The 19,331-nt window shown below is 62.6% G+C and carries 16 protein-coding genes; 12 read left to right on the plus strand and 4 right to left on the minus strand.

Translation table 11 applies throughout. From position 1 onward, the window contains the following. Positions 1–59 precede the first annotated feature (59 nt). Together ACFOD4_RS07025 and ACFOD4_RS07030 are read right to left on the minus strand one after the other, a co-directional pair. Positions 60–3,224, minus strand: a complete 3,165-nt coding sequence (locus tag ACFOD4_RS07025; protein WP_379595215.1) for an efflux RND transporter permease subunit — start codon at positions 3,222–3,224, stop codon at positions 60–62. Positions 3,225–3,227: 3 nt separating this feature from the next. Next, the gene (locus ACFOD4_RS07030) at positions 3,228–4,355 is read right to left on the minus strand and encodes an efflux RND transporter periplasmic adaptor subunit (protein WP_379595216.1); all 1,128 of its coding nucleotides are present in this window, start codon (positions 4,353–4,355) and stop codon (positions 3,228–3,230) included. A 103-nt stretch (positions 4,356–4,458) separates the two neighbouring features. Between ACFOD4_RS07030 and ACFOD4_RS07035 the strand changes: the two genes are divergently transcribed. From ACFOD4_RS07035 to ilvD, 6 genes are all read left to right on the plus strand, one after another. Continuing rightward, positions 4,459–5,073 carry a TetR family transcriptional regulator gene (locus tag ACFOD4_RS07035; protein WP_379595217.1) on the plus strand — a complete coding sequence of 205 codons (615 nt, stop codon included), beginning with the start codon at positions 4,459–4,461 and terminating at the stop codon, positions 5,071–5,073. Positions 5,074–5,100: 27 nt separating this feature from the next. After that, entirely contained in the window at positions 5,101–5,310 is a 210-nt protein-coding gene (locus ACFOD4_RS07040; protein WP_379595218.1) for a hypothetical protein, read from the plus strand. 56 nt (positions 5,311–5,366) lie between these two features. Next, positions 5,367–6,749 (plus strand): TolC family outer membrane protein, encoded by a 1,383-nt coding sequence (locus ACFOD4_RS07045; RefSeq protein WP_379595219.1) that lies wholly within the window; start codon positions 5,367–5,369, stop codon positions 6,747–6,749. Between the two features lie 44 nt (positions 6,750–6,793). Next, positions 6,794–7,198: a DUF2497 domain-containing protein gene (locus ACFOD4_RS07050; protein WP_379595220.1), complete on the plus strand. Its 405-nt coding sequence runs from the start codon at positions 6,794–6,796 to the stop codon at positions 7,196–7,198. Between the two features lie 58 nt (positions 7,199–7,256). Then, entirely contained in the window at positions 7,257–9,956 is a 2,700-nt protein-coding gene (locus tag ACFOD4_RS07055; RefSeq protein WP_379595221.1) for a valine--tRNA ligase, read from the plus strand. 95 nt (positions 9,957–10,051) lie between these two features. Continuing rightward, complete coding sequence (gene ilvD / locus ACFOD4_RS07060) at positions 10,052–11,776, plus strand: dihydroxy-acid dehydratase (protein WP_379595222.1); 1,725 nt, start codon at positions 10,052–10,054, stop codon at positions 11,774–11,776. Between the two features lie 15 nt (positions 11,777–11,791). Here ilvD and xth read toward each other — a convergent pair whose 3' ends face one another. Next, positions 11,792–12,559 carry an exodeoxyribonuclease III gene (xth, locus tag ACFOD4_RS07065; RefSeq protein ID WP_379595223.1) on the minus strand — a complete coding sequence of 256 codons (768 nt, stop codon included), beginning with the start codon at positions 12,557–12,559 and terminating at the stop codon, positions 11,792–11,794. A gap of 12 nt (positions 12,560–12,571) precedes the next feature. Continuing rightward, the gene (locus ACFOD4_RS07070; RefSeq protein WP_379595224.1) at positions 12,572–12,925 is read right to left on the minus strand and encodes a HesB/IscA family protein; all 354 of its coding nucleotides are present in this window, start codon (positions 12,923–12,925) and stop codon (positions 12,572–12,574) included. 130 nt (positions 12,926–13,055) lie between these two features. Here ACFOD4_RS07070 and ACFOD4_RS07075 point away from each other — a divergent pair, with 130 nt between their 5' ends. The 6 genes from ACFOD4_RS07075 (at position 13,056) to ACFOD4_RS07100 (ending at position 19,327) form a co-directional block, all read left to right on the plus strand. Further along, positions 13,056–14,207, plus strand: a complete 1,152-nt coding sequence (locus tag ACFOD4_RS07075; RefSeq protein ID WP_379595225.1) for a deoxyguanosinetriphosphate triphosphohydrolase — start codon at positions 13,056–13,058, stop codon at positions 14,205–14,207. 6 nt (positions 14,208–14,213) lie between these two features. Further along, positions 14,214–16,001 carry an arginine--tRNA ligase gene (gene argS, locus ACFOD4_RS07080; RefSeq protein WP_379595226.1) on the plus strand — a complete coding sequence of 596 codons (1,788 nt, stop codon included), beginning with the start codon at positions 14,214–14,216 and terminating at the stop codon, positions 15,999–16,001. A 74-nt stretch (positions 16,002–16,075) separates the two neighbouring features. Further along, positions 16,076–16,831 (plus strand): SPOR domain-containing protein, encoded by a 756-nt coding sequence (locus tag ACFOD4_RS07085; protein WP_379595227.1) that lies wholly within the window; start codon positions 16,076–16,078, stop codon positions 16,829–16,831. A 20-nt stretch (positions 16,832–16,851) separates the two neighbouring features. Beyond that, complete coding sequence (gene nagZ, locus ACFOD4_RS07090) at positions 16,852–17,850, plus strand: beta-N-acetylhexosaminidase (RefSeq protein WP_379595228.1); 999 nt, start codon at positions 16,852–16,854, stop codon at positions 17,848–17,850. Beyond that, a complete protein-coding gene (locus tag ACFOD4_RS07095) occupies positions 17,847–18,545 on the plus strand; it encodes a site-2 protease family protein (protein WP_379595229.1) in 699 nt (232 codons plus the stop codon). Before nagZ ends, ACFOD4_RS07095 begins: the two co-directional genes overlap by 4 nt. Continuing rightward, positions 18,545–19,327: a segregation and condensation protein A gene (locus tag ACFOD4_RS07100; protein ID WP_379595230.1), complete on the plus strand. Its 783-nt coding sequence runs from the start codon at positions 18,545–18,547 to the stop codon at positions 19,325–19,327. Before ACFOD4_RS07095 ends, ACFOD4_RS07100 begins: the two co-directional genes overlap by 1 nt. Positions 19,328–19,331 lie beyond the last annotated feature (4 nt).

Below are 19,331 nucleotides of genomic sequence, written 5' to 3' on the forward strand. Positions count from 1 at the left end.
CTGAGACCTACCGGCTTTGCACGATATGTGCGAGGCAAAGAAGGGCAGCCAGAACCGCCCTAGTGTGCTCCTTTCCGATCCTGCCTATGGGCGCCCTCGCCATGCCGGTCGCGTCCAAACCGACGATGTGTGGCTTCCCTCATCCGTTGAAACACGACGTAGAGCATCGGGATCAGGAAGATGCCGATGGTTGAAGCCGCGATCATTCCGGCGAAGACAGGCGTTGACACGGCACGCCGCGCCAACATAGCGGCGCCGGAAGCCCAGACCAATGGAACCAGCCCGAGGATGAAGGCGATGGACGTCATCATCACGGCTCGGAAACGCAGCTTTGCACCCTGCGTGGCGGCCTCCACGATCGACAGGCCAGCCTCGCGCTGTTCCTTGGCAAACTCCACAATAAGAATGCCATTCTTTGCCGCCAGCGCGATCAGAACAACAATGCCGATCTGCGCATAGAGGTCCATCGGCAGCCCGGCAATCCAGATGGCGCCGACTCCTCCAAGGATGCCGACCGTGACGGAAAGCATGACCGGGATCGGGATAACCCAGCTTTCATACAGAGCAACCAGGAACAGAAAGGCAAACAGCACCGCCAGTCCGAGGATGGCCCCGGCCTGTCCGCTGGCTTGCCGTTCCTGATAGGCCGTGCCGGTCCACTCGAAAGTGTATCCCGCCGGAAGATTCTCGCGGCTGATCTCCTCCATGGCTTCCATGGCGCCGCCGGAAGAGACACCTGCACCAGGATTGCCGTTGACGGTGATGGATCGGTAGTTGTTGTAACGCGTGATGAACTGCGGCCCGGTCACCGTCCGCACGGTTGCAATCGCGCGTAGGGGAACCATGATGCCTCGGCTGTTCCGGATCTGGATCTTCCAGAGGGCCGAACTGTCGCGGCGGTCAACCGCTTCGGCCTGCACCAGAACCTGCCAGGTACGACCATAAAGGTTGAAGTTGTTGACGAAGGCACTTCCGAGCGTCGCCTGCAAGGTCGTGAAAACGTCCGACATCGACAACCCGAGGGCCTGAGCCTTGTCGCGATCGATGTCCAGGAACAGAGAGGGGGAACTCGCCGTAAAGGTCGAGAAGACCTGAGCCAGGCGAGGATCCTGGTTGGCGGCAGCGATCAGCCCGCCCATAACACCGCCGATGGCAGCTGGCTCGGCGCCTTCAAGGCTTTCGAGCTGATATTCAAAGCCGCCGCCGGTCGACAATCCAATGATCGGCGGCAGGTTGATCGGGATGATCTGAGCGCCGCGGATCTGCTGACTCTCCTGGAAGATCTGCCCGATCAAGGCCTGAACCGAGTCTTGGGCCTCCGTGCGCTCGCTGAATTCCTTCAGCTGTACGAACATTGTGGCCGCGCTGGGGCTGGAGCCATTGTCCAGCAGAGAGAAGCCGATGATGGCGACGGCGTCCCGAACCTGCGGAAGTTCCTTGAGCCGGTTCTCCATGTTCGCGACCACCTGACTGGTGCGGGAAAGCGAGGCACCGTCCGGCAGCTGGAAGGCAACAATGAAGGCGCCTTGGTCTTCCTGCGGCAAGAAGCCCGAAGGAACACGGCTTCCGATGGTCGCTGCGCCAGCACCGAAAACGGCAACCAGCAGAACTGCCAGAAAAGCAAAGCGCAGAAGACGCGAGACCACCGCCGCATAGCCGTCGCGAACATTGTCGATGCGCCGCATCAGCCAGGCCATGATGCCGCGCTTCGGCCCATTGTGGCGCAAAAACATGGCGCACAACGCGGGCGACAGACTGAGAGCATTGATGGCGGAGATGACCATCGCCACGGATATCGTGACGGCAAACTGGCTGAACAGAACGCCCGACAGGCCCGGGATGAAGCCGACCGGCACAAAGACCGAGAGCAGAACCAAGGTGATGGCGATGATCGGCGCGGTAATCTGCGCCATGGCCTTCTTGGTGGCTTCTGCCGGAGTCAGATCCGGCTCCTCCTCCATCACACGCTCAACATTCTCCACCACGACAATCGCGTCGTCGACGACGATGCCGATGGCGAGCACCATCGCCAGCAGAGATACCGTATTGGCGGAGTATCCAAGCACCAGGAGCACGGCGAATGTGGTGATCAGGCTGACCGGTACGGCGATGATCGGGATAAAGGTGGCCCGGATGTTGCCCAGGAACAGGAAGACCACCAGAGCGACCAGCACGAAGGCCTCAATCAGCGTTTTGATGACTTCGTTGATGGTATCGGACACAAAGATGGTTGTGTCGAAAACGGGGCGAACGGTCATGCCTTCGGGCATGCGGGCCCGCACTCTATCGAGAGTTGCTTCAACGGCGGCGGCCGCATTCACCGCATTGGCACCTGGCGCAAGGTAGACACCGATGCCGACGCCGTCCTGACCGTTCAGCCGAGTGGAAACATCTTGGTTCTGAGCTCCCATCTCAACTCTTGCCACGTCCCGCACACGCAGAACGGAGCCGTCCGGATTGGCGCGGATCACGATGTTGCCGAATTGCTCTGGCGTGGCGAGGCGACCCTGAGTTTGAAGGTTCAACTGGACCTGCTGGTCGTCCGGGATCGGGGGCGCGCCGATCCGCCCGATGGGAGCCTGCAAGTTCTGCGCGCGGATGGCCGCAATGATGTCGGAAGGGGCAAGGTTCAGGCTGACCAGACGCTGCGTGTCAAACCAGATCCGCATCGCGTAGTTTTGACGGCTGAACAGCGTGGCCGATCCGACGCCAGTCGTTCGTGCCAGTTCGTCGATGAGGTTGAGCGTCGCGTAGTTCGTCAGGAACAGCGGGTCGTAATCCTGCCCGTCAGCGTAGATGAAGAGAACCTGAAGAATGGAGGAGGATTGCTTTCGGACCTGGATACCCTGCGCCTGAACTTCCTCAGGCATCAAAGCCATGGCCGCCTGCACACGGTTGTTGACGTTCACCGTGTTGATGTCGGCGTCACTGCCCAGCGTGAAGCTGACGTTGAGCTGGTAGCTGCCATCACTGCCGCTGGAGGACCGCATGTAAATGGAGTTTTCCACTCCCACCACCTGCGCCTCCAGGGGCTGCGCGACGGCTGCCTCGACCACCGCTGCCGAGGCCCCGGGGTAGGTAGCCTGAACTTGAACCTGAGGAGGTACGATATCGGGGAATTGTGACACCGGGATGCGGGTCATCGCCAGCAGACCAGCAATGGTCATGACGATCGCGATTACGATCGCCAGCCGCGGGCGATCGACGAAAACGGCGGACAACATGGATCAGCCCCCCTGAATCGGCGCTGGGGAGACGGGGCTGCCGGGACGCACTCGCTGTAACCCATCCACGATGACCTGCTCGCCTTCACGCAAGCCTTCCTGCACCACCGCAAGCTCAGGCGTCGATTGCGTGCCCATGCGGATGGCACGGCGCTCGGCCTTGTTCTCTGCTCCGATCGTGTACACGAAGTCACCGCGCTGGTCGCTCATCACGGCGGCGCGCGGAACGGTCAACATCGCCTGCGGCTCCACCGCCTCGACCACGACGCCGACCAGTTGCCCTGCGGTCAGGCCCCGCAAACCTCCCTGCGCCACTGGGTTGGGCATCGTGGCACGCAACGTGATGCTGTCGGTATCCTGACCCACATCGATATCCACGAAGTTGAGCTTACCAGCCTCGCCATACAGGGAGCCGTCGGGCAGCCTGACCCGCACCGTCACCGCGTCCAGGCCACCTCGAGGGGCGTAACGGGCACGTAGCTCCAGCATGGTGCGAACTGGCACCGTGAAGATGGTGTACATGGGGTCCTGGCTGACAACCGAGACCAGCGTCCCGGACGACGGGGAGACGACGTTCCCTTCGGTGACTGCTGCCCGGCCGATCCGCCCGTCGATGGGGGAGTGAATTTCCGTATAGTCGAGATTGATCTGTGCCTGCCGTTGCTGCGCCTGGGCAGCCAGAAGCTGTGCCTGCGCGCTGCGCTGCGCTGCCACGGCATTGTCGACGTTGGATCGTTGTCCGGCCACCGTGTTGAGCAGCGCCTGAGCGCGGCTCAGCGTGATGTTGGCGTTCTGCAGTTGCGCATCAGCCTCGGCGACCGAGGCACGCGACTGAGCGAACTGCGCTTCAAACGGGCCGCGCTCCAAACGGAACAGCAGGTCACCCTGCTTGACCTCACGTCCTTCAACAAATTCTCGGCTTTCCAGAAATGCTGTAACACGAGGAACAATGTCGACCCGGTTTACGGCCTCGATACGGCCGACAAACTCGTTGGTTTCCGTGATCGGCCGGTTGGTCGCCGCCACCGTTCCCACCGCGGGGGGTGGCCCACCGGGGGCTTGGGCGAGGGCCGGAATGCTGAGACCAGCCAGCAGGCCCGCGGTGATCGCGCGCCGAAACAGGAGCGGCATGATTCCTCCAGATCGGCAGGCAAGGTTGCGCCGGCTGCCCACGGCTTGCATAGATACCTGCTCGTATGTTTATAAATGGCATCTTAAAACTGCAAGGTCGCAGATGCCGCGGCGCACCAAACAGGAAGCGGACGAAACACGGGAGGCGCTTCTGGACGCGGCTGAGCAGGTTTTCCTTGCCAGGGGCGTGACCCGTGCCTCCCTTGATGAGGTTGCGCGTGCTGCCGGGTGCACGCGGGGCGCAGTGCATTGGCATTTCCGCGACAAGCTGGGTCTCTTTCTGGCGTTGGATGAGCGGCTGATCCTGATCCAAGATGAAATGAAGCAGCGTCTGCGGCAGCATGGTGACCTTGCGCCTTTGAAAGCCGTTTCGATCGCCATCACGTCTGCCCTGGAAGACCTAGAAAATAACCCGAGCCAGTGCCGACTGCTTACCATTATGCTGCACCGCTGCGAATACGTTGCCGAAATGGAGCCGGCCCTGGAAAGGAGACGCACCGCCAATGCAAAATTCCGCGCGGATCTGAGACATTGCTTCCAACTGGCGGCCGATCGATCCGAACTGGCCTCCGGCTGGTCCCCTGATCGCGCCGCCCTGCTGCTGCACGTTCTTCTATCAGGCTTTATTCAGGAATGGCTTCGCGGTAACTCCGGCTTCAGCCTGTCTGGTGAGGTGAGCGACGCCGTCCGGGATTTCCTCGCCTGCACGACGGCTTAGCGTTCCTCGTGAGGAGAATCTCTGTTCATGATCCTTCTGAAGCGGCTGGCCCTGCCATGGCTTGTGGTGGTTTCGCTCGCCTCCTGCTCCGGGCCGGATCAGGACCTGGATCTCTCGGGGGCGCATGGGACAACAATTCAATCCATCAGGGGGGAGGCGCCCGCCGCTGCGCCGCTTCGTCCCGAAACCGGTAATATCTGGGACCAGGGCCTGACGCCCTCGGCTTCCCGTCCATGATCGCTCTGCCCGGTCCTGTGAGCGGTACCGGCGCAACAAGAAGGGGTCGTGCTCCCATGAGCCGATTGGCGTACAAGGCTTTGTTGCTCGGCGGGCTGACAATGGCTCCGCTGTTGCTGGCCGGCGGATTCGCAAAGGGTCAGACCCTGCAGGAGGCATTGGCACAGGCCTATGCCAACAACCCAGGCCTGCAGGCGGCACGTGCCCAGCTGCGGGTCGTTGATGAGAACGTCCCTCAGGCCCTGGCCGGATGGCGTCCCTCGGTGGTGCTGGGAGCGAGCGGCGGCTACATTGACGGCACAGCCCGTTCCCGGGGGCAGTATGCTGATGTCGGCCGGCAGATCGGCAGTCTGCAAGCGACGGTGACGCAGCCGCTCTACACGGGCGGGCGTACCGTGGCCCAGACCAGGCGCGCCGAGAATCAGGTTCTGGCGCAGCGTGCGCGGCTTCTGGCGGCTGAACAGCAAGTGCTCTCGGATGTCGTCTCGGCCTATGTGGCGGTGATCCGTGATCAGGAAACGCTGCGGCTGAACGTCAACAACGTGCAGGTTCTGCAGCGCCAGCTTGACGCAACCAATGAACGGTTCCGAGTTGGCGAGATTACCCGTACGGACGTGGCCCAGGCAGAAAGCCGGCTCGCCGGAGCGCGGTCTGCACGCGCCAACGCGGAAGGTACACTGCAAACCAGCCGCGCAACGTTTCAGCGGGTTGTCGGAGTCCCGCCGGAACGGCTGATCGCACCGCAGCCCCTGAGTGCCGCTGCCACTAGCGCCGCGCAGGCAGCCGAAATTGCCATGCGAAACAACCCGCAGGTGGTGGCGGCCTTGTTTGATGAGGCTTCGGCGCGGGACGCTGTGGATGTGCAGATGGCCGCCCTGCTGCCAACGGTGAGCGTGCAGGCACAGGCTTTCCGCTCAGACAACAGCCAGCAACCCAATAGCCGCATCACTGGTGAGCAGATCACGGCCAACCTTTCGGTGCCTTTGTACCAGGGCGGCGGCGAGCATGCTGCCGTGCGGCAGGCGCGGCAGGATGCGGTTCGGCTCCGGCAGCTTGTGGATGACCAGCGCCGCCAAGCGATGCAGCAGTCCACCCAGGCCTGGGAGCAGCTGCAATCCACCCGGGCGCAGGTTGATAGCGTCCGATCGCAGATCCGGGCAGCCGAGATCGCATTGGACGGAGTGCAGCGTGAGGCGGTTGTTGGCAGCCGAACCACTCTCGATGTGCTGAATGCCGAGCAGGAACTCCTGAACGCCCGGGTCAGCTTGGTTCAGGCTTTATCGAACGTGATCACGGCAAGCTATGGCTTGGCCGGATCGGTTGGACGCTTGACGGCGCGCGACCTGGCCCTGCCGGTCACGCAGTATGATATGGAGGCTTACTACAACACCGTCCGAGGCAAGCTGTTTGGTACCGGCGACGTGTCTGAGCGGAGATAGGCATGTCGCAGAAACGGTCACCTGATGATCCTCAGGACCCGAGCATGGACGATATTCTCGCATCCATCCGACAGCGCCTGAAGGAGGAGGAGGAGCATATCCCTGAAGATCCCATCGACCTGACGGAAGACATGCTGGTCGGGCAGCCTGTTCTGCCATCCCCCAAGCCGGTGGCTGCCGGGGATGGGCTCCAAGGCCCCTATCTTCTAGGCCCGGCCGCCACCGCCGCCGCGGCGGCGGCGCTCGGCGAACTTGCGCGATCGGTGGCGGACAACCGGAGCGCGGGCGTGACGCGCGGCGGAACGACCATCGAGGATATGGTGCGGGAAGAGTTGCGGCCGCTCCTGAAATCATGGCTGGACCAGCACCTGCCTTCCCTGGTTGAGAAGCTGGTCCGGACAGAGATCGAGCGGCTCATGGGACGTACGCCGCGTGACGAAGGGTCATGATGGAGCCAGTATCTTAAGCTCTTGACGCCGGCGCGACGCCCGCCCAAGCGTGCCAGCTATGCTCGACAAGACCCTCACGCCCGCCTCCTTCGAACAGCGCCTCTATGAGGGTTGGGAGGCTTCGGGTGGCTTCAGCGCGGATCCGGCCAGCCAGGCGCATCCGTTCACCATTATGATCCCGCCGCCCAACGTCACCGGCAGCCTCCACATCGGGCATGCCCTGACCTTCACGATCCAGGATACGCTGATCCGGTGGCGGCGGATGCAGGGGCGGGACGCACTCTGGCAGCCGGGAACCGATCATGCCGGCATTGCCACGCAGATGGTGGTCGAGCGCCTTCTCGGCACACAGGGGGTGGAGCGGCGCGCCATCGGCCGGGAAGCGTTCCTGCAGCATGTTTGGGAATGGAAGGCGCAATCGGGCGGCAACATCACACGCCAGTTGCGGCGGCTCGGCGCCAGCCTGGATTGGCCGCGCGAACGCTTCACCATGGATGAAGGCCTGTCGCGGGCAGTGCGGGAAGTGTTCGTGACCTTGTACGAGCAAGGCTTGATCTACCGCGACAAACGCCTGGTGAACTGGGATCCCAAGTTCCAGACGGCCATCTCCGATCTGGAGGTGGAAAGCCGTGACGTGAAGGGCAGCCTTTGGCATCTGCGCTATCCTGTGGCGGGGCAGGAAGGGCGCTTCCTCGTCGTGGCCACTACCCGTCCGGAAACGATGCTGGGTGACACGGCTGTGGCCGTGCACCCCGAGGATGACAGATTCCGCGACCTCGTCGGTCAGTTTGTCATTGTGCCTTTGACCGGACGCCGGATCCCGGTCGTGGCCGATGAGTACTCTGATCCGGCGAAGGGTTCCGGCGCCGTCAAAATTACGCCGGCACATGATTTCAATGATTTCGCGGTCGGACAGCGCCATGGCACTGCAATGCCGTCCATTCTTGATGCAACAGGAGCCATCTGCCTCGACGAGATTGCAACAGAACTCCGCGACGTTCCGGGCATCTCGGATCAGGCGTTCACCCGCGCTCTGGATGGCCAGGACCGGTTTGCTGCGCGCAAGGCAATCGTGCAGGAACTGGAACGCCTCGATCTCCTTGAGAAGACCGAGGTGCATAACCACGCCGTGCCCCATGGCGATCGTTCCGGCGTGCCGATCGAGCCGCGGCTGACTCTGCAGTGGTACTGCGATGCAGCAACCCTTGCCAAGCCGGCCATTGAAGCTGTTGAAACCGGCAAGACCCGGTTCGTGCCACGACATTTCGAGAACGTCTTTTTTTCCTGGATGCGCGATATCCAGCCCTGGTGCATCAGCCGTCAGCTCTGGTGGGGGCATCAGATCCCGGCTTGGCATAGCCCGGATGGCAAGATCTTCGTGGCGCGGAGTGAGGAGGAAGCCGTTTCGCAGGCGCGGGCACATTTTGGCCAGGATGTCGAGCTGACACGGGACGAAGATGTTCTCGACACTTGGTTTAGCTCTGCGCTTTGGCCCTTCAGCACACTGGGTTGGCCGGACAAGACTCCCGAACTGAAGAGGTATTACCCCGGCGACGTTCTGGTGACGGGCTGGGACATCATCTTTTTCTGGGTCGCCCGCATGATGATGATGGGTCATCACTTCATGGGCGATGCGCCGTTCCATACGGTCTACATTCATGGATTGGTCCGGGACGAGAAGGGCCAGAAGATGTCCAAGTCCAAGGGCAACGTGATCGATCCACTGGAACTTGTGGACAGCTATGGCGCCGATGCCTTGCGCTTCACCATTGCTTCCCTCGCCACGCCTGGACGCGACGTCAAGCTCGGCCGAAAGCGGGTGGAGGATCATCGCTCCTTCGGCACGAAGCTGTGGAACGCCGCGCGGTTCTGCGAGATGAACGGGATCGGCCCAGATACAACCTTTGTGCCCGGATCTGTCACGACCCCCTTGGCACGGTGGATCCTGGACACGGCCGACAAGGCTGTAGCGGAGGCAACGGCTGCGCTGGAAGCTTATCGCATCGACGAGTACGCAGCAGCCTGTTACCGGTTTGTGTGGAACAGCTTCTGCGATTGGTTCCTTGAGTTTGCCAAGCCGGCGCTCAGTGGCCCGGAGGGGCCGGAAAAGGCGGAGGTGAAGGGTGCCGCTCAGCATGTTCTCGGAACGATCCTGCGCATGCTCCACCCGGTGATGCCCTACCTGACTGAGGAGTTGTGGGACCGCTTCGGCTACGGCCAGGACTTCAGCCTGATTCAGGCCAGCTGGCCGGTCCGGGTTGTGGTACCCGGCGCTGAGGAAGCGCGGAGCGAGCTTGAGTGGCTGATCAGCCTGATTTCCTCGGTGCGAACGGTTCGGTCGGAAATGAACGTGCCGCCTTCCATCACCGTGCCGCTCTTGTTCCAAGGCGCCTCGGCAGAAAGCCTGGCGCGCACGGATCGCTGGCGCAGCACTATCCAGCGTATGGCACGAGCCACCGAGATCCGCGGGCTTGGTGCAGGCGAGGCTCCAGCCGGCGTGGCTCAGCTGGTTCAGGGAGAAGCCACGGTGCTTCTTCCTTTGGCGGACGTGATCGACCTCGCCGTCGAGGGAGAGCGTTTACGCAAAGAACACGGCAAGGCGCAGGCTGATGCGGCCAAAGTTGAGGCGAAATTAGCCAATGCCGACTTCGTTGCACGGGCCAAGCCCGAGGTCGTCGAGGAGAATCGCGAAAGGCTGGCTGCTGCCCAGGCCGAGATGTCGCGCCTTGAAGCAGCCTTGAACCGCATCGGTCAGTAAGGTTCTGCGGCATCAAGGCACCGCGGTGCCTGGATTGCTGAAACCAGCGGCAGGATGCAAAAAGGGGTCCGGGAAACACAAGGAAGGGGTGCAGCATGGCCGAACATGAGTGGGACAAATCCAGGCTGCCAAGCCGGCATGTCACTCTGGGCCCGGAGCGTGCGCCCCATCGCTCCTACTACTATGCCATGGGTATGACGGAGGAGGAGATTGCCCGGCCGCTCGTTGGCGTCGCCACTTGCTGGAACGAGGCGGCGCCATGCAACATCGCTCTGGGACGGCAGGCACAAAGCGTCAAGCAGGGGGTCAAACAGGGTTTCGGAACCCCGCGAGAATTCACAACCATTACGGTGACCGATGGCATTGCCATGGGCCATCAAGGCATGAAGTCCTCCCTTGCCAGCCGGGATGCCATTGCCGATACGGTGGAACTCACAATGCGCGGCCACTGCTATGATGCCATGGTCACGCTTGCAGGCTGCGATAAATCCTTGCCTGGAATGATGATGGCCATGCTGCGCCTGAACGTTCCCAGTGTCTTCATGTATGGTGGCTCCATTCTGCCCGGCCACTTCAAGGGCCGTGACGTCACAGTCGTGGATGTCTTCGAAGCCGTGGGCCAGCACGCCGCCGGCAACATGTCGGACGAGGATCTGCATGCGCTCGAGTGCGTGGCATGCCCATCCGCAGGCGCGTGCGGAGGCCAGTTCACCGCCAACACCATGGCGACAGTGTCCGAGGCCATCGGGCTTGCCTTGCCAGGTTCCGCCGGCGCTCCGGCACCCTATGAAGATCGCGACAAATGGGCTGTGGAATCCGGCAAGGCGGTGATGGCGCTGCTACGGAAGAACATCCGCCCGCGCGACATCGTCACGAAGGAGTCGCTCTACAATGCGGCTCTGATCGTCGGCGCGACCGGGGGCTCCACCAACGCTGCCCTGCATCTGCCAGCCATGGCGCACGAGGCCGGTATTCAGTTCACCCTGCAGGACGTTGCCGAGATCATGCGGAAGGCGCCATATATCGGCGACCTGAAGCCCGGGGGAAAATACGTCGCCTTCGACGTCTACAAAATCGGCGGCATCCCAGTCATCGTGAAGGCGCTCCTGGATGCCGGGCTGCTCCATGGCGATTGCATGACCGTCACAGGCGGCACTTTGGCGGAAAACCACCGCGAGGTGATCTTTCCTAAGGACCAGGACGTAATTCGACCCGTTTCTGATCCTATTTCTCCCACCGGTGGCGTGGTGGGCCTCAAAGGCAATCTTGCTCCCGACGGCGCCATCGTGAAAGTCGCGGGCATGAAGGAGCTGCGTTTCGAGGGCAGGGCGCTGTGCTTCGATTGTGAGGAGGACGCCTTCAAGGCCGTGGAGCAGCGCGCCTACAAGGAAGGCGACGTGATCGTCATCCGCTACGAAGGTCCCAAAGGCGGGCCCGGCATGCGGGAGATGTTGTCGACCACGGCTGCGATCTACGGACAGGGCATGGGCGAGAAGGTAGCCCTTTTGACCGATGGGCGTTTTTCAGGGGCCACCCGGGGTTTCTGCGTGGGCCATATCGGGCCGGAAGCCGCATTGGGCGGACCGATTGGCCTGCTGCAGAATGGCGATCGGATCATCATCGATGCCGAGGCGGGCGTGCTGAAAGTTGATCTTTCGGAGGAAGAACTGGAGCGGCGGCGTGCGGCCTGGCGCCCGAGGCCCACAGACTACAACGCCGGTGCGCTGTGGAAATACGCTCAACTCGTCGGGCCGGCCCACCTCGGAGCGGTGACCCATCCCGGCACTGTTGCGGAAACGCACTGCTACGCCGACCTGTGACGAACGGCCTGCCTGTTACTGAAGCTCGATGATCAGCGGCGTGTGGTCGGAGGGCTGTTCCTGGCTCCTGGGGGTGATATCGACCTCAACCCGGATCAGCCTTTCGGCCAACTCGGGGGACAGCAGGGCATGGTCAATGCGCAGTCCCCGATTGCCTTCGAAAGATGGCCCATAGTCCCAGTAGGTGTAGATCCGCTCCACGGGATGCAGGGCGCGCACAGCGTCGGTCAGTCCGAGGTTCAAGAGTGACTGGAAGGCACGTCGGGTTTCCGGCCGGACCAGAGCATCCGTTGCAGGCAGGGCACCCGGCGCCAGATCACGGTCACAGGGGCAGACGTTGAAGTCGCCCAGAACCGCCAGTGGCGTGAAGTGATCGAGCATGGTCGACGTCCGGGCGCGCAGGCGCTCCATCCAGCGCAGCTTATAGGCGTAGCCTTCGGCCCCGCCGGAATTGCCGTTAGGAAGGTATATGCCGGCACAACGAAGGCCATCGGCCTCGATTTCGATGTAGCGGGCCTGCTGATCCTCGGCTTCGCCTTCCAACTCGCTTGCAACCAAGTCGAAGGGCACCCGGCCGAGCACAGCGACGCCGTTGCGGCCACCATGTTGGCCCATGGCCTGAGCCGTGTAGCCCAGATCCAGGAACTCAGCCGCCGGGAACTCCTCAGTCTTGCATTTAAGCTCCTGGAGGAACAGCAGGTCAGGCTGTTTGGTCTGCAAGAAGCGGCGAAGATGCGGAACGCGCCTCCGGACGGAGTTGACGTTGAAGGTAGCCAGTCGCACGGCCGACCGTTCTCAGGCCATCGCGAAGGAGGTGCCGCATCCGCAGCCCGAAGCTGCCTGCGGGTTTTTGACCGTGAAATGCGCGCCGATCAACTCGTCGGACCAGTCAAGCTGGCCACCTTCCAGCAGCTCGAGGCTTGTGGGATCCACCGCGACCCAGGTGCCACGATCTTCGATCACAAGGTCATCCGCCGCCGGCTTGTCTTCAAGAGCGAAGGAGTATTGAAAGCCTGAACATCCCCCGGCCAGAACGGCAAGGCGCAGTCCGGCTCCATCACGCTGCTCGCGAGCCGCAATTTCAGCAATTTGCGCAAAGGCCCGCGCCGTGACCTGAAAATGGGAGGTGTTGGATGGAAGCTCGGGCATAACGGTCTAACTCCTTCATGGCTAACATAAGCGGGCATCATTGTCTTTCCAACCATGCTGCCCGGCACCTGATGGCCGCGGTTGACCGTCGCCGTTGCGGCTCGCCGACCCGGCTGGTAAGCCGCAGCGCATGATCGAGCTTGCTCCCTTCGCCGTAAGGCCGGAGACGTCGCGAGGCAGGCTTCACCCGGAGCCGGCGGGCGGCGCGCGGTCGCCATTCCAGCGGGATCGGGACAGGATCATCCACAGCACAGCGTTTCGGCGCCTGCAGTATAAGACCCAGGTCTTCATCTACCATGAAGGCGATGCCTTCCGGACGAGGCTGACCCACAGCATCGAGGTGGCGCAGATTGCTCGTTCCATTGCCCGCAGGCTGAGGGTTGATGAGGACTTGGCCGAGGCGCTGGCGCTTGCTCACGATCTCGGTCACCCGCCCTTTGGTCATGCGGGTGAAGATGCGCTGAACGGGCTCATGCGCCCCTATGGCGGGTTCGACCATAATGCTCAAAGTCTCAAGGCCGTCACCTCGCTGGAGCTTCGCTATGCGGAGTTCGAGGGATTGAACCTGACTTGGGAAACTCTTGAGGGGCTGGCGAAGCATAATGGCCCGCTGGCACGCCCATCGCCGTTTATTACCGCCTATGATGGTCAGCATCCTCTGGACCTGCAGAGCCACGCTTCTGTGGAGGCGCAGATCGCTGCACTCTCGGACGATATCGCCTACAACAACCATGACCTGGATGACGGTCTGCGTGCCCGGCTCTTCACCCTGGATGAGGTGTCCACCCTGCCCCTGGTAGGGGACGCGGTGGCCGAGGCGCGTCGCCGCTATCCAGAGGCGCCGGCACCACGGCTCGCCAGCGAAGCAATCCGCAGGGTCATCAACGCAATGGTTGAAGATGTGGTGGCGGAAGCGCAACGCCGCTTGGTCCGACTGGATCCGCAGAACGCCGATGCCGTCCGTCAGGCCGGCCGGCCGATGATTGCGTTCAGCGCTGCCATGCAGGCGGCAAACCAAGATGTCCGGCGGTTCCTCTTCGACCGGATGTACCGCCACTGGCGCGTAAACCGGACCATGCAGAAAAGCCGGCGCGTGGTGCAGGTGCTGTTCAGCCTGCTGCATGGCGGGCCCGATATGTTGCCGCCCGAATGGCAGGAACGGGCAGGGACGACTGGCAGCGCTGCCTGTGCGGCGGCCGTCTGTGACTACATCGCCGGAATGACGGACCGCTTTGCTCTCGACGAACACCGCCGCCTTACCGACCCCCTTCTGCCGGGCTGAATGCTGATGGAACCGAAAGACCTCGTCCCGCAAGACATCTTCGCCGCCCTGCGTGCCGAGGTGTTGACGTGCTTAAGCCGTTCGCTGCCAGATCTTGCGCCGGCCGCGCTTGAGAGGGTCAGCGTCGAGCCGCCGCGCGATCCGGCGCATGGCGATATGTCGACGAACGCCGCCATGGTGGTGGCCAAAGGCGCAGGACAGCCGCCGGTACGGATCGCCGCGGCCCTCGCGACCGAATTGTCCAAGCTTCCCATGGTCGCTGAGGCCAAAGTGGCTGGTCCCGGCTTCGTGAACCTTCGTCTGGCGGAAGACTACCTGCTGGGCCAGCTACCGCAAATCCTGCGCAGCGCCGAGAGATATGGGGACGGACCGTCCCGGCAGGGGCGCAAGGTGAACTTGGAGTACGTATCGGCGAACCCCACCGGCCCTATGCATGTGGGTCATTGCCGTGGTGCCGTCGTCGGCGACGCCTTGGCCAACTTGCTTATCAAGGCTGGCCACGCCGTCACAAAGGAATACTACATCAATGATGCGGGTGCCCAGGTGCAGGCGCTGGCCTACGCTACATACTGGCGATACCTGCAGGCCCTGGGCACCACGGTCAGTGAGGATGATTTTGCCGCTTCCGTGCCCGGTGGTCTGCAGTACCGAGGCGAGTATCTGATTCCGGTGGGACAGGCGCTGGCTGAGGTTTATGGCGACGCGCTTGCACCTGGTGCTGTTCCGGCCGAGGCCGGAATCTGGCTCGCCACAGTACGCTCTTTTGCGGTGGCGCAGATGATGCAGGCGATCCAGGAGGATCTCGCCGCCCTGGGTGTCCGGCACGATGTCTTCATCAGCGAAGCTACTCTGGTTGGCGAGGGTGCCGCCGACCGGGCGATCGCGCAGTTGTCGGCAAAAGGCCTGGTTTATGAGGGGGTGCTGGAGCCCCCTAAAGGCAAGGTGCCGGAGGATTGGGAGCCGCGTCCGCAAACGCTTTTTGCCTCTTCCCGCTTCGGAGATGACGTGGACCGTCCGCTCAGGAAGAGCGATGGCAGCAACACGTACTTCGCCAACGACATCGGCAACCATGCGGACAAGATCACACGAGGCTTTCATGATCTCGTGCAGGTCTGGGGCGCCGACCATGGGGGATACGTTCCGCGCATGAAGGCGGCTGTGGAGGCCTTGTCCGATGATGGAGCGGTTAGCCTCACGGTTGTGCTGACGCAGATCGTCAAGGTCATGAAGGGTGGTGAACCCGTACGAATGTCCAAACGTGCCGGGACATACATCACTCTGCGGGATTTGATCGACGAAGTTGGCCGCGATGCGGTCCGCTTCACTATGCTGACGCGCAAATCCGATGCCCAGATGGATTTCGATTTGGACAAGGTTGTCGAGCAGTCACGCGACAACCCTGTATTCTACGTGCAGTACGCTCATGCACGGTGTCGATCCGTCTTGCGTCAGGCAGGAAGCCCAGAGCACGATAATCTCGCCTCGGTTGGGCTCGATTCGCTTCAGGACCCGGCAGAAATGGCGTTGATCCGGCGCCTGACCCTTTGGCCACGGGTTGTAGAGGGCGCTGCTGCAGCGCGAGAACCGCACCGAATTGCCTTTTATCTCCAAGACTTGGCGAGCGACTTTCATATTTTGTGGAACCGCGGCCGAGATGATGCCACACTCCGTTTCATCCAGGCCGAACAGCCGGACGCAACGCGCGCGAGACTGGCCCTGGTTGCCGCAGCCGCCATCGTGATCCGGTCGGGCCTGGCGGTCATGGGTGTTGATCCAGTCGAGGAAATGCGGTGAGGGAAGGTCAAATCCCATCCTACCGGGTTCGGGAAATGGCAGCGGAAGACGGCGCGCCGAGGCGTTTGCTGTTGATGGCTGCCGGCCTGATTGGAACGCTTGCTGTCGGCGGCTTTGTGGGCTGGGCCGTCACGCACTATGCCGACAACACTATTCCTGTGGTGGCCGCTGACGCACGTCCCATCAAGGTGCGGCCGGAATCCCGTGGGGGAATGCAAGTCGCTAATCAGGATGAGATCATTTTCGAGCGTCGGACTGTGATCGGCACTCAGGAGGCTTCGGGACGGCTGGGGCCTGCGGCGGAAGCGCCGAACCTGGACGCGTTGCGGGCGGCCACCACCCCGCCGCCCAGCATTGTCCAGCCTCAGCACGTCGAAAGGGTTCCCGTGGCCCCGCAAGAAGTTCCCTACCAGGCACCGGTTCAACAGGCCCCTGTACAGGCGGCGCCAATTGCGCCGCATTCCCCGGCGGCGGCGGTGCCGGAGGCTCCGCTCGCACCGGCGACACCCCAGCAGGCTGCCAGGCCGGCGGTCCCTTCGCCGGTTGTCCCTTCGCCTGTGCAGCCGGCCACGATGCGCACCGCAGGCATGGTGGTTGTTCAGCTCGGCGCACTGGATTCTGAGTCCGGAGCGCGTTCCGAATGGGAGCGACTGGGCCGTCGAATCCCGGAGCTGGGTAGCCGCACCCCGCAGGTGATCCGGTTCGAGCGGGAAGGGCGGCCCACCATGTGGCGCCTCCGTACAGGGGGCTTCACGACTCGCGAAGATGCGGGCGAGTTCTGCGACGTCGTTAAAAGCCGGGGCGGCGCATGCGCCGTCATCGGTGGTTGATCAGAGGCTCGTAGCCAGCCATGCAACGTGCCGCCATTATCGGCCTCAGCGGTCCAGACCTTACCCTGGAAGAAGCGAGGCTGCTGCGGAGCCAGCGCCCGCTGGGCGTGATCCTGTTCGCCAGGAATGTGCAGAGCCCTGATCAGCTACGCCGCCTGACTTCCAGCATTCGGGAGGAGCTGGGCGCTGAAGCCCATATTCTTGTGGACCAGGAAGGCGGACGTGTCGCCCGTTTGCGTCCGCCTCATTTTCCGGAGTTCCCTGCTGCGGCGACCTTCGAAGCACTCGCTCCGGAGGTGGCGGAGGCTAACGCAACGCTGCTGGCCGCCGAATGCGTCGCGGTTGGCTTCGATGTGATCTGTGCACCCGTTCTCGATCTGCGCGTCAAAGGCGCCCACGACATTGTGGGCGACCGTGCCTTCAGCGAGGATCCGGGCCGGGTTGCCGCACTTGGAGGGGCCTGGATTGCCGGTATGCAGGCGGCTGGAGCCGTGCCTGTTATCAAGCATATCCCTGGCCATGGTCGTGCCTTGGCCGACAGCCACTACGAGCTTCCCTACATAGAGCTCGGCCATTCGGATCTTCAAAGCGATCTGGTGCCGTTTGCCGCAGTGGCAGGCATGGGTGCCTGGGCCATGACGGCCCATATCCTTTACAGCAGCTGGGATCGCCAGAGGCCAGCGACCCTGTCGCCTTTCATCATCGAGGAGATCATCCGGAAGGAAGTCGGCTTTGATGGAGTGCTGCTGTCTGACGATCTGGCAATGAGGGCCTTGAAGGGCACCCCAGGGGATCTAGCAGCTGCGGTGCTGGCGGCTGGCTGTGATGTTGCATTGCACTGCACTGGCGTCTTGGAAGAAAGTCGTGCTGTGCTGCTGCACGCGGCTGCAGTGAGCGATCAAACCTGGCAGCGCTTGGCGGATGCACGCGCCGCTGTGCGATCGCGGCAGGGGCAGCAGCAACCTGATCTTACGGCGTTGTTGGCTCTGCGGGACGCCGCGATGCGCAGCCAAGCGTGATCGACTGGCTGCCGGAACTGGCCGTCGCTATCCTTGCAACGGTTCTGGCCATCACCTTGCACGAAGCCGCGCACGGATATGCCTCGCTCGCGCTGGGGGATGATACTGCGGCACGCGCGGGACGGCTGAGCCTGAATCCACTGCGGCATGTGGACAGGGTCGGGACCATTATCCTGCCTGGTTTGTTGCTGGCGTTTCAGCTTCTCACCCTGGGCCGAGTAGAGTTCATGTTCGGCTGGGCCAAGCCAGTTCCAGTCGACCTGCGGAGACTGCGCAACCCGCGCTACGGCATGGTTCTGGTTGCGGCAGCTGGCCCCGCCATGAACATGTTCCTCGCATGGTGCGCGGCGATGCTGGCCCATCCGTTGGACGCGTTGGCCGACACTCTCCCTGCGGATCTTACAGAGCTCGGTGTCCGCTTCATCGTGCTTTCCATACTGGCTAATTTGTTGCTCGGGTTGTTCAACTTAATGCCTGTGCCACCGCTCGATGGCGGGCGGATCATGGTTGGGCTTCTGCCTCGCCGGCCAGCTATGGCGTTGGCTCGGCTGGAGCCGGCCGGTCTGGTGCTGGTCCTCCTCGCTCTGTTCCTGCTGCCGCGGTTGATCCCTTCCGTTGATCCCATGGCCTGGCTGATCCAGGCGGTGAGTGGACCTGGCTTCCGGCTGATCCTGCAGCTCGCGGGGCACGGATGATGAGTGGCTCAGATAGCCTTCATCTCAGTCTCGAGGGCTTCGAAGGTCCTCTTGACCTGCTGTTGGAGTTGGCGAGAGCTCAGAAGGTCGACATCGCCCGCATTTCCATTTTGGCGCTGGTGGATCAGTATCTCAGTGTTATCGAAGGGGCACGGCGGATCAGGCTTGAACTGGCTGCCGATTGGCTCGTCATGGCAGCATGGCTGGCCTGGCTGAAATCTCGCCTCCTCCTGCCCGAGGATCCGGAACAGGAGGAGGATGCCGAGGCGCTGGCCGAGCAATTGGCAGCTCGGCTCGTCGAACTGGACCGGATGCGCGCAGCCTCTCAATGGCTCCAGCGACAGCCGCAACTCGGCTACGACATCTGGGCACGCGGGGAGCCGGAGCGGCTCGTGCACAAGGATTCCAGCCGGCTTGCCGCTGATCTGCCCGGTCTCCTGCGCCATTATGTAGAGGCGCTCCGGCGTTCCTCGGCCAAACGACCCTACCGACCGAAGCCGCGTCGCCTCTGGACCGTGCAAGAGGCGCTGGACCGGCTCGCGCGCCTCGTTGGTGCACTTCCAGAATGGGGAGAGCTGCAGCGCTTCCTACCGGAATCGCTGATCGATCCCGTTGAGAAACGTGCAGCTCTCGCGGCGACCCTGATCGCCGGGCTGGAGTTGGCGCGGGGTGGCCGCCTCGAATTGCATCAGGAAATGGCTTTCGGCCCGATCCTCCTGCGAAGGTCGCAGGATCTGGTGCCCGGATCTTCCCAAGTTGAGAGCCATGATGCCGCCGCCTGATTCC

This window comes from Teichococcus globiformis (assembly GCF_042646265.1).
Classification (GTDB): Bacteria; Pseudomonadota; Alphaproteobacteria; order Acetobacterales; family Acetobacteraceae; genus Pseudoroseomonas; species Pseudoroseomonas globiformis.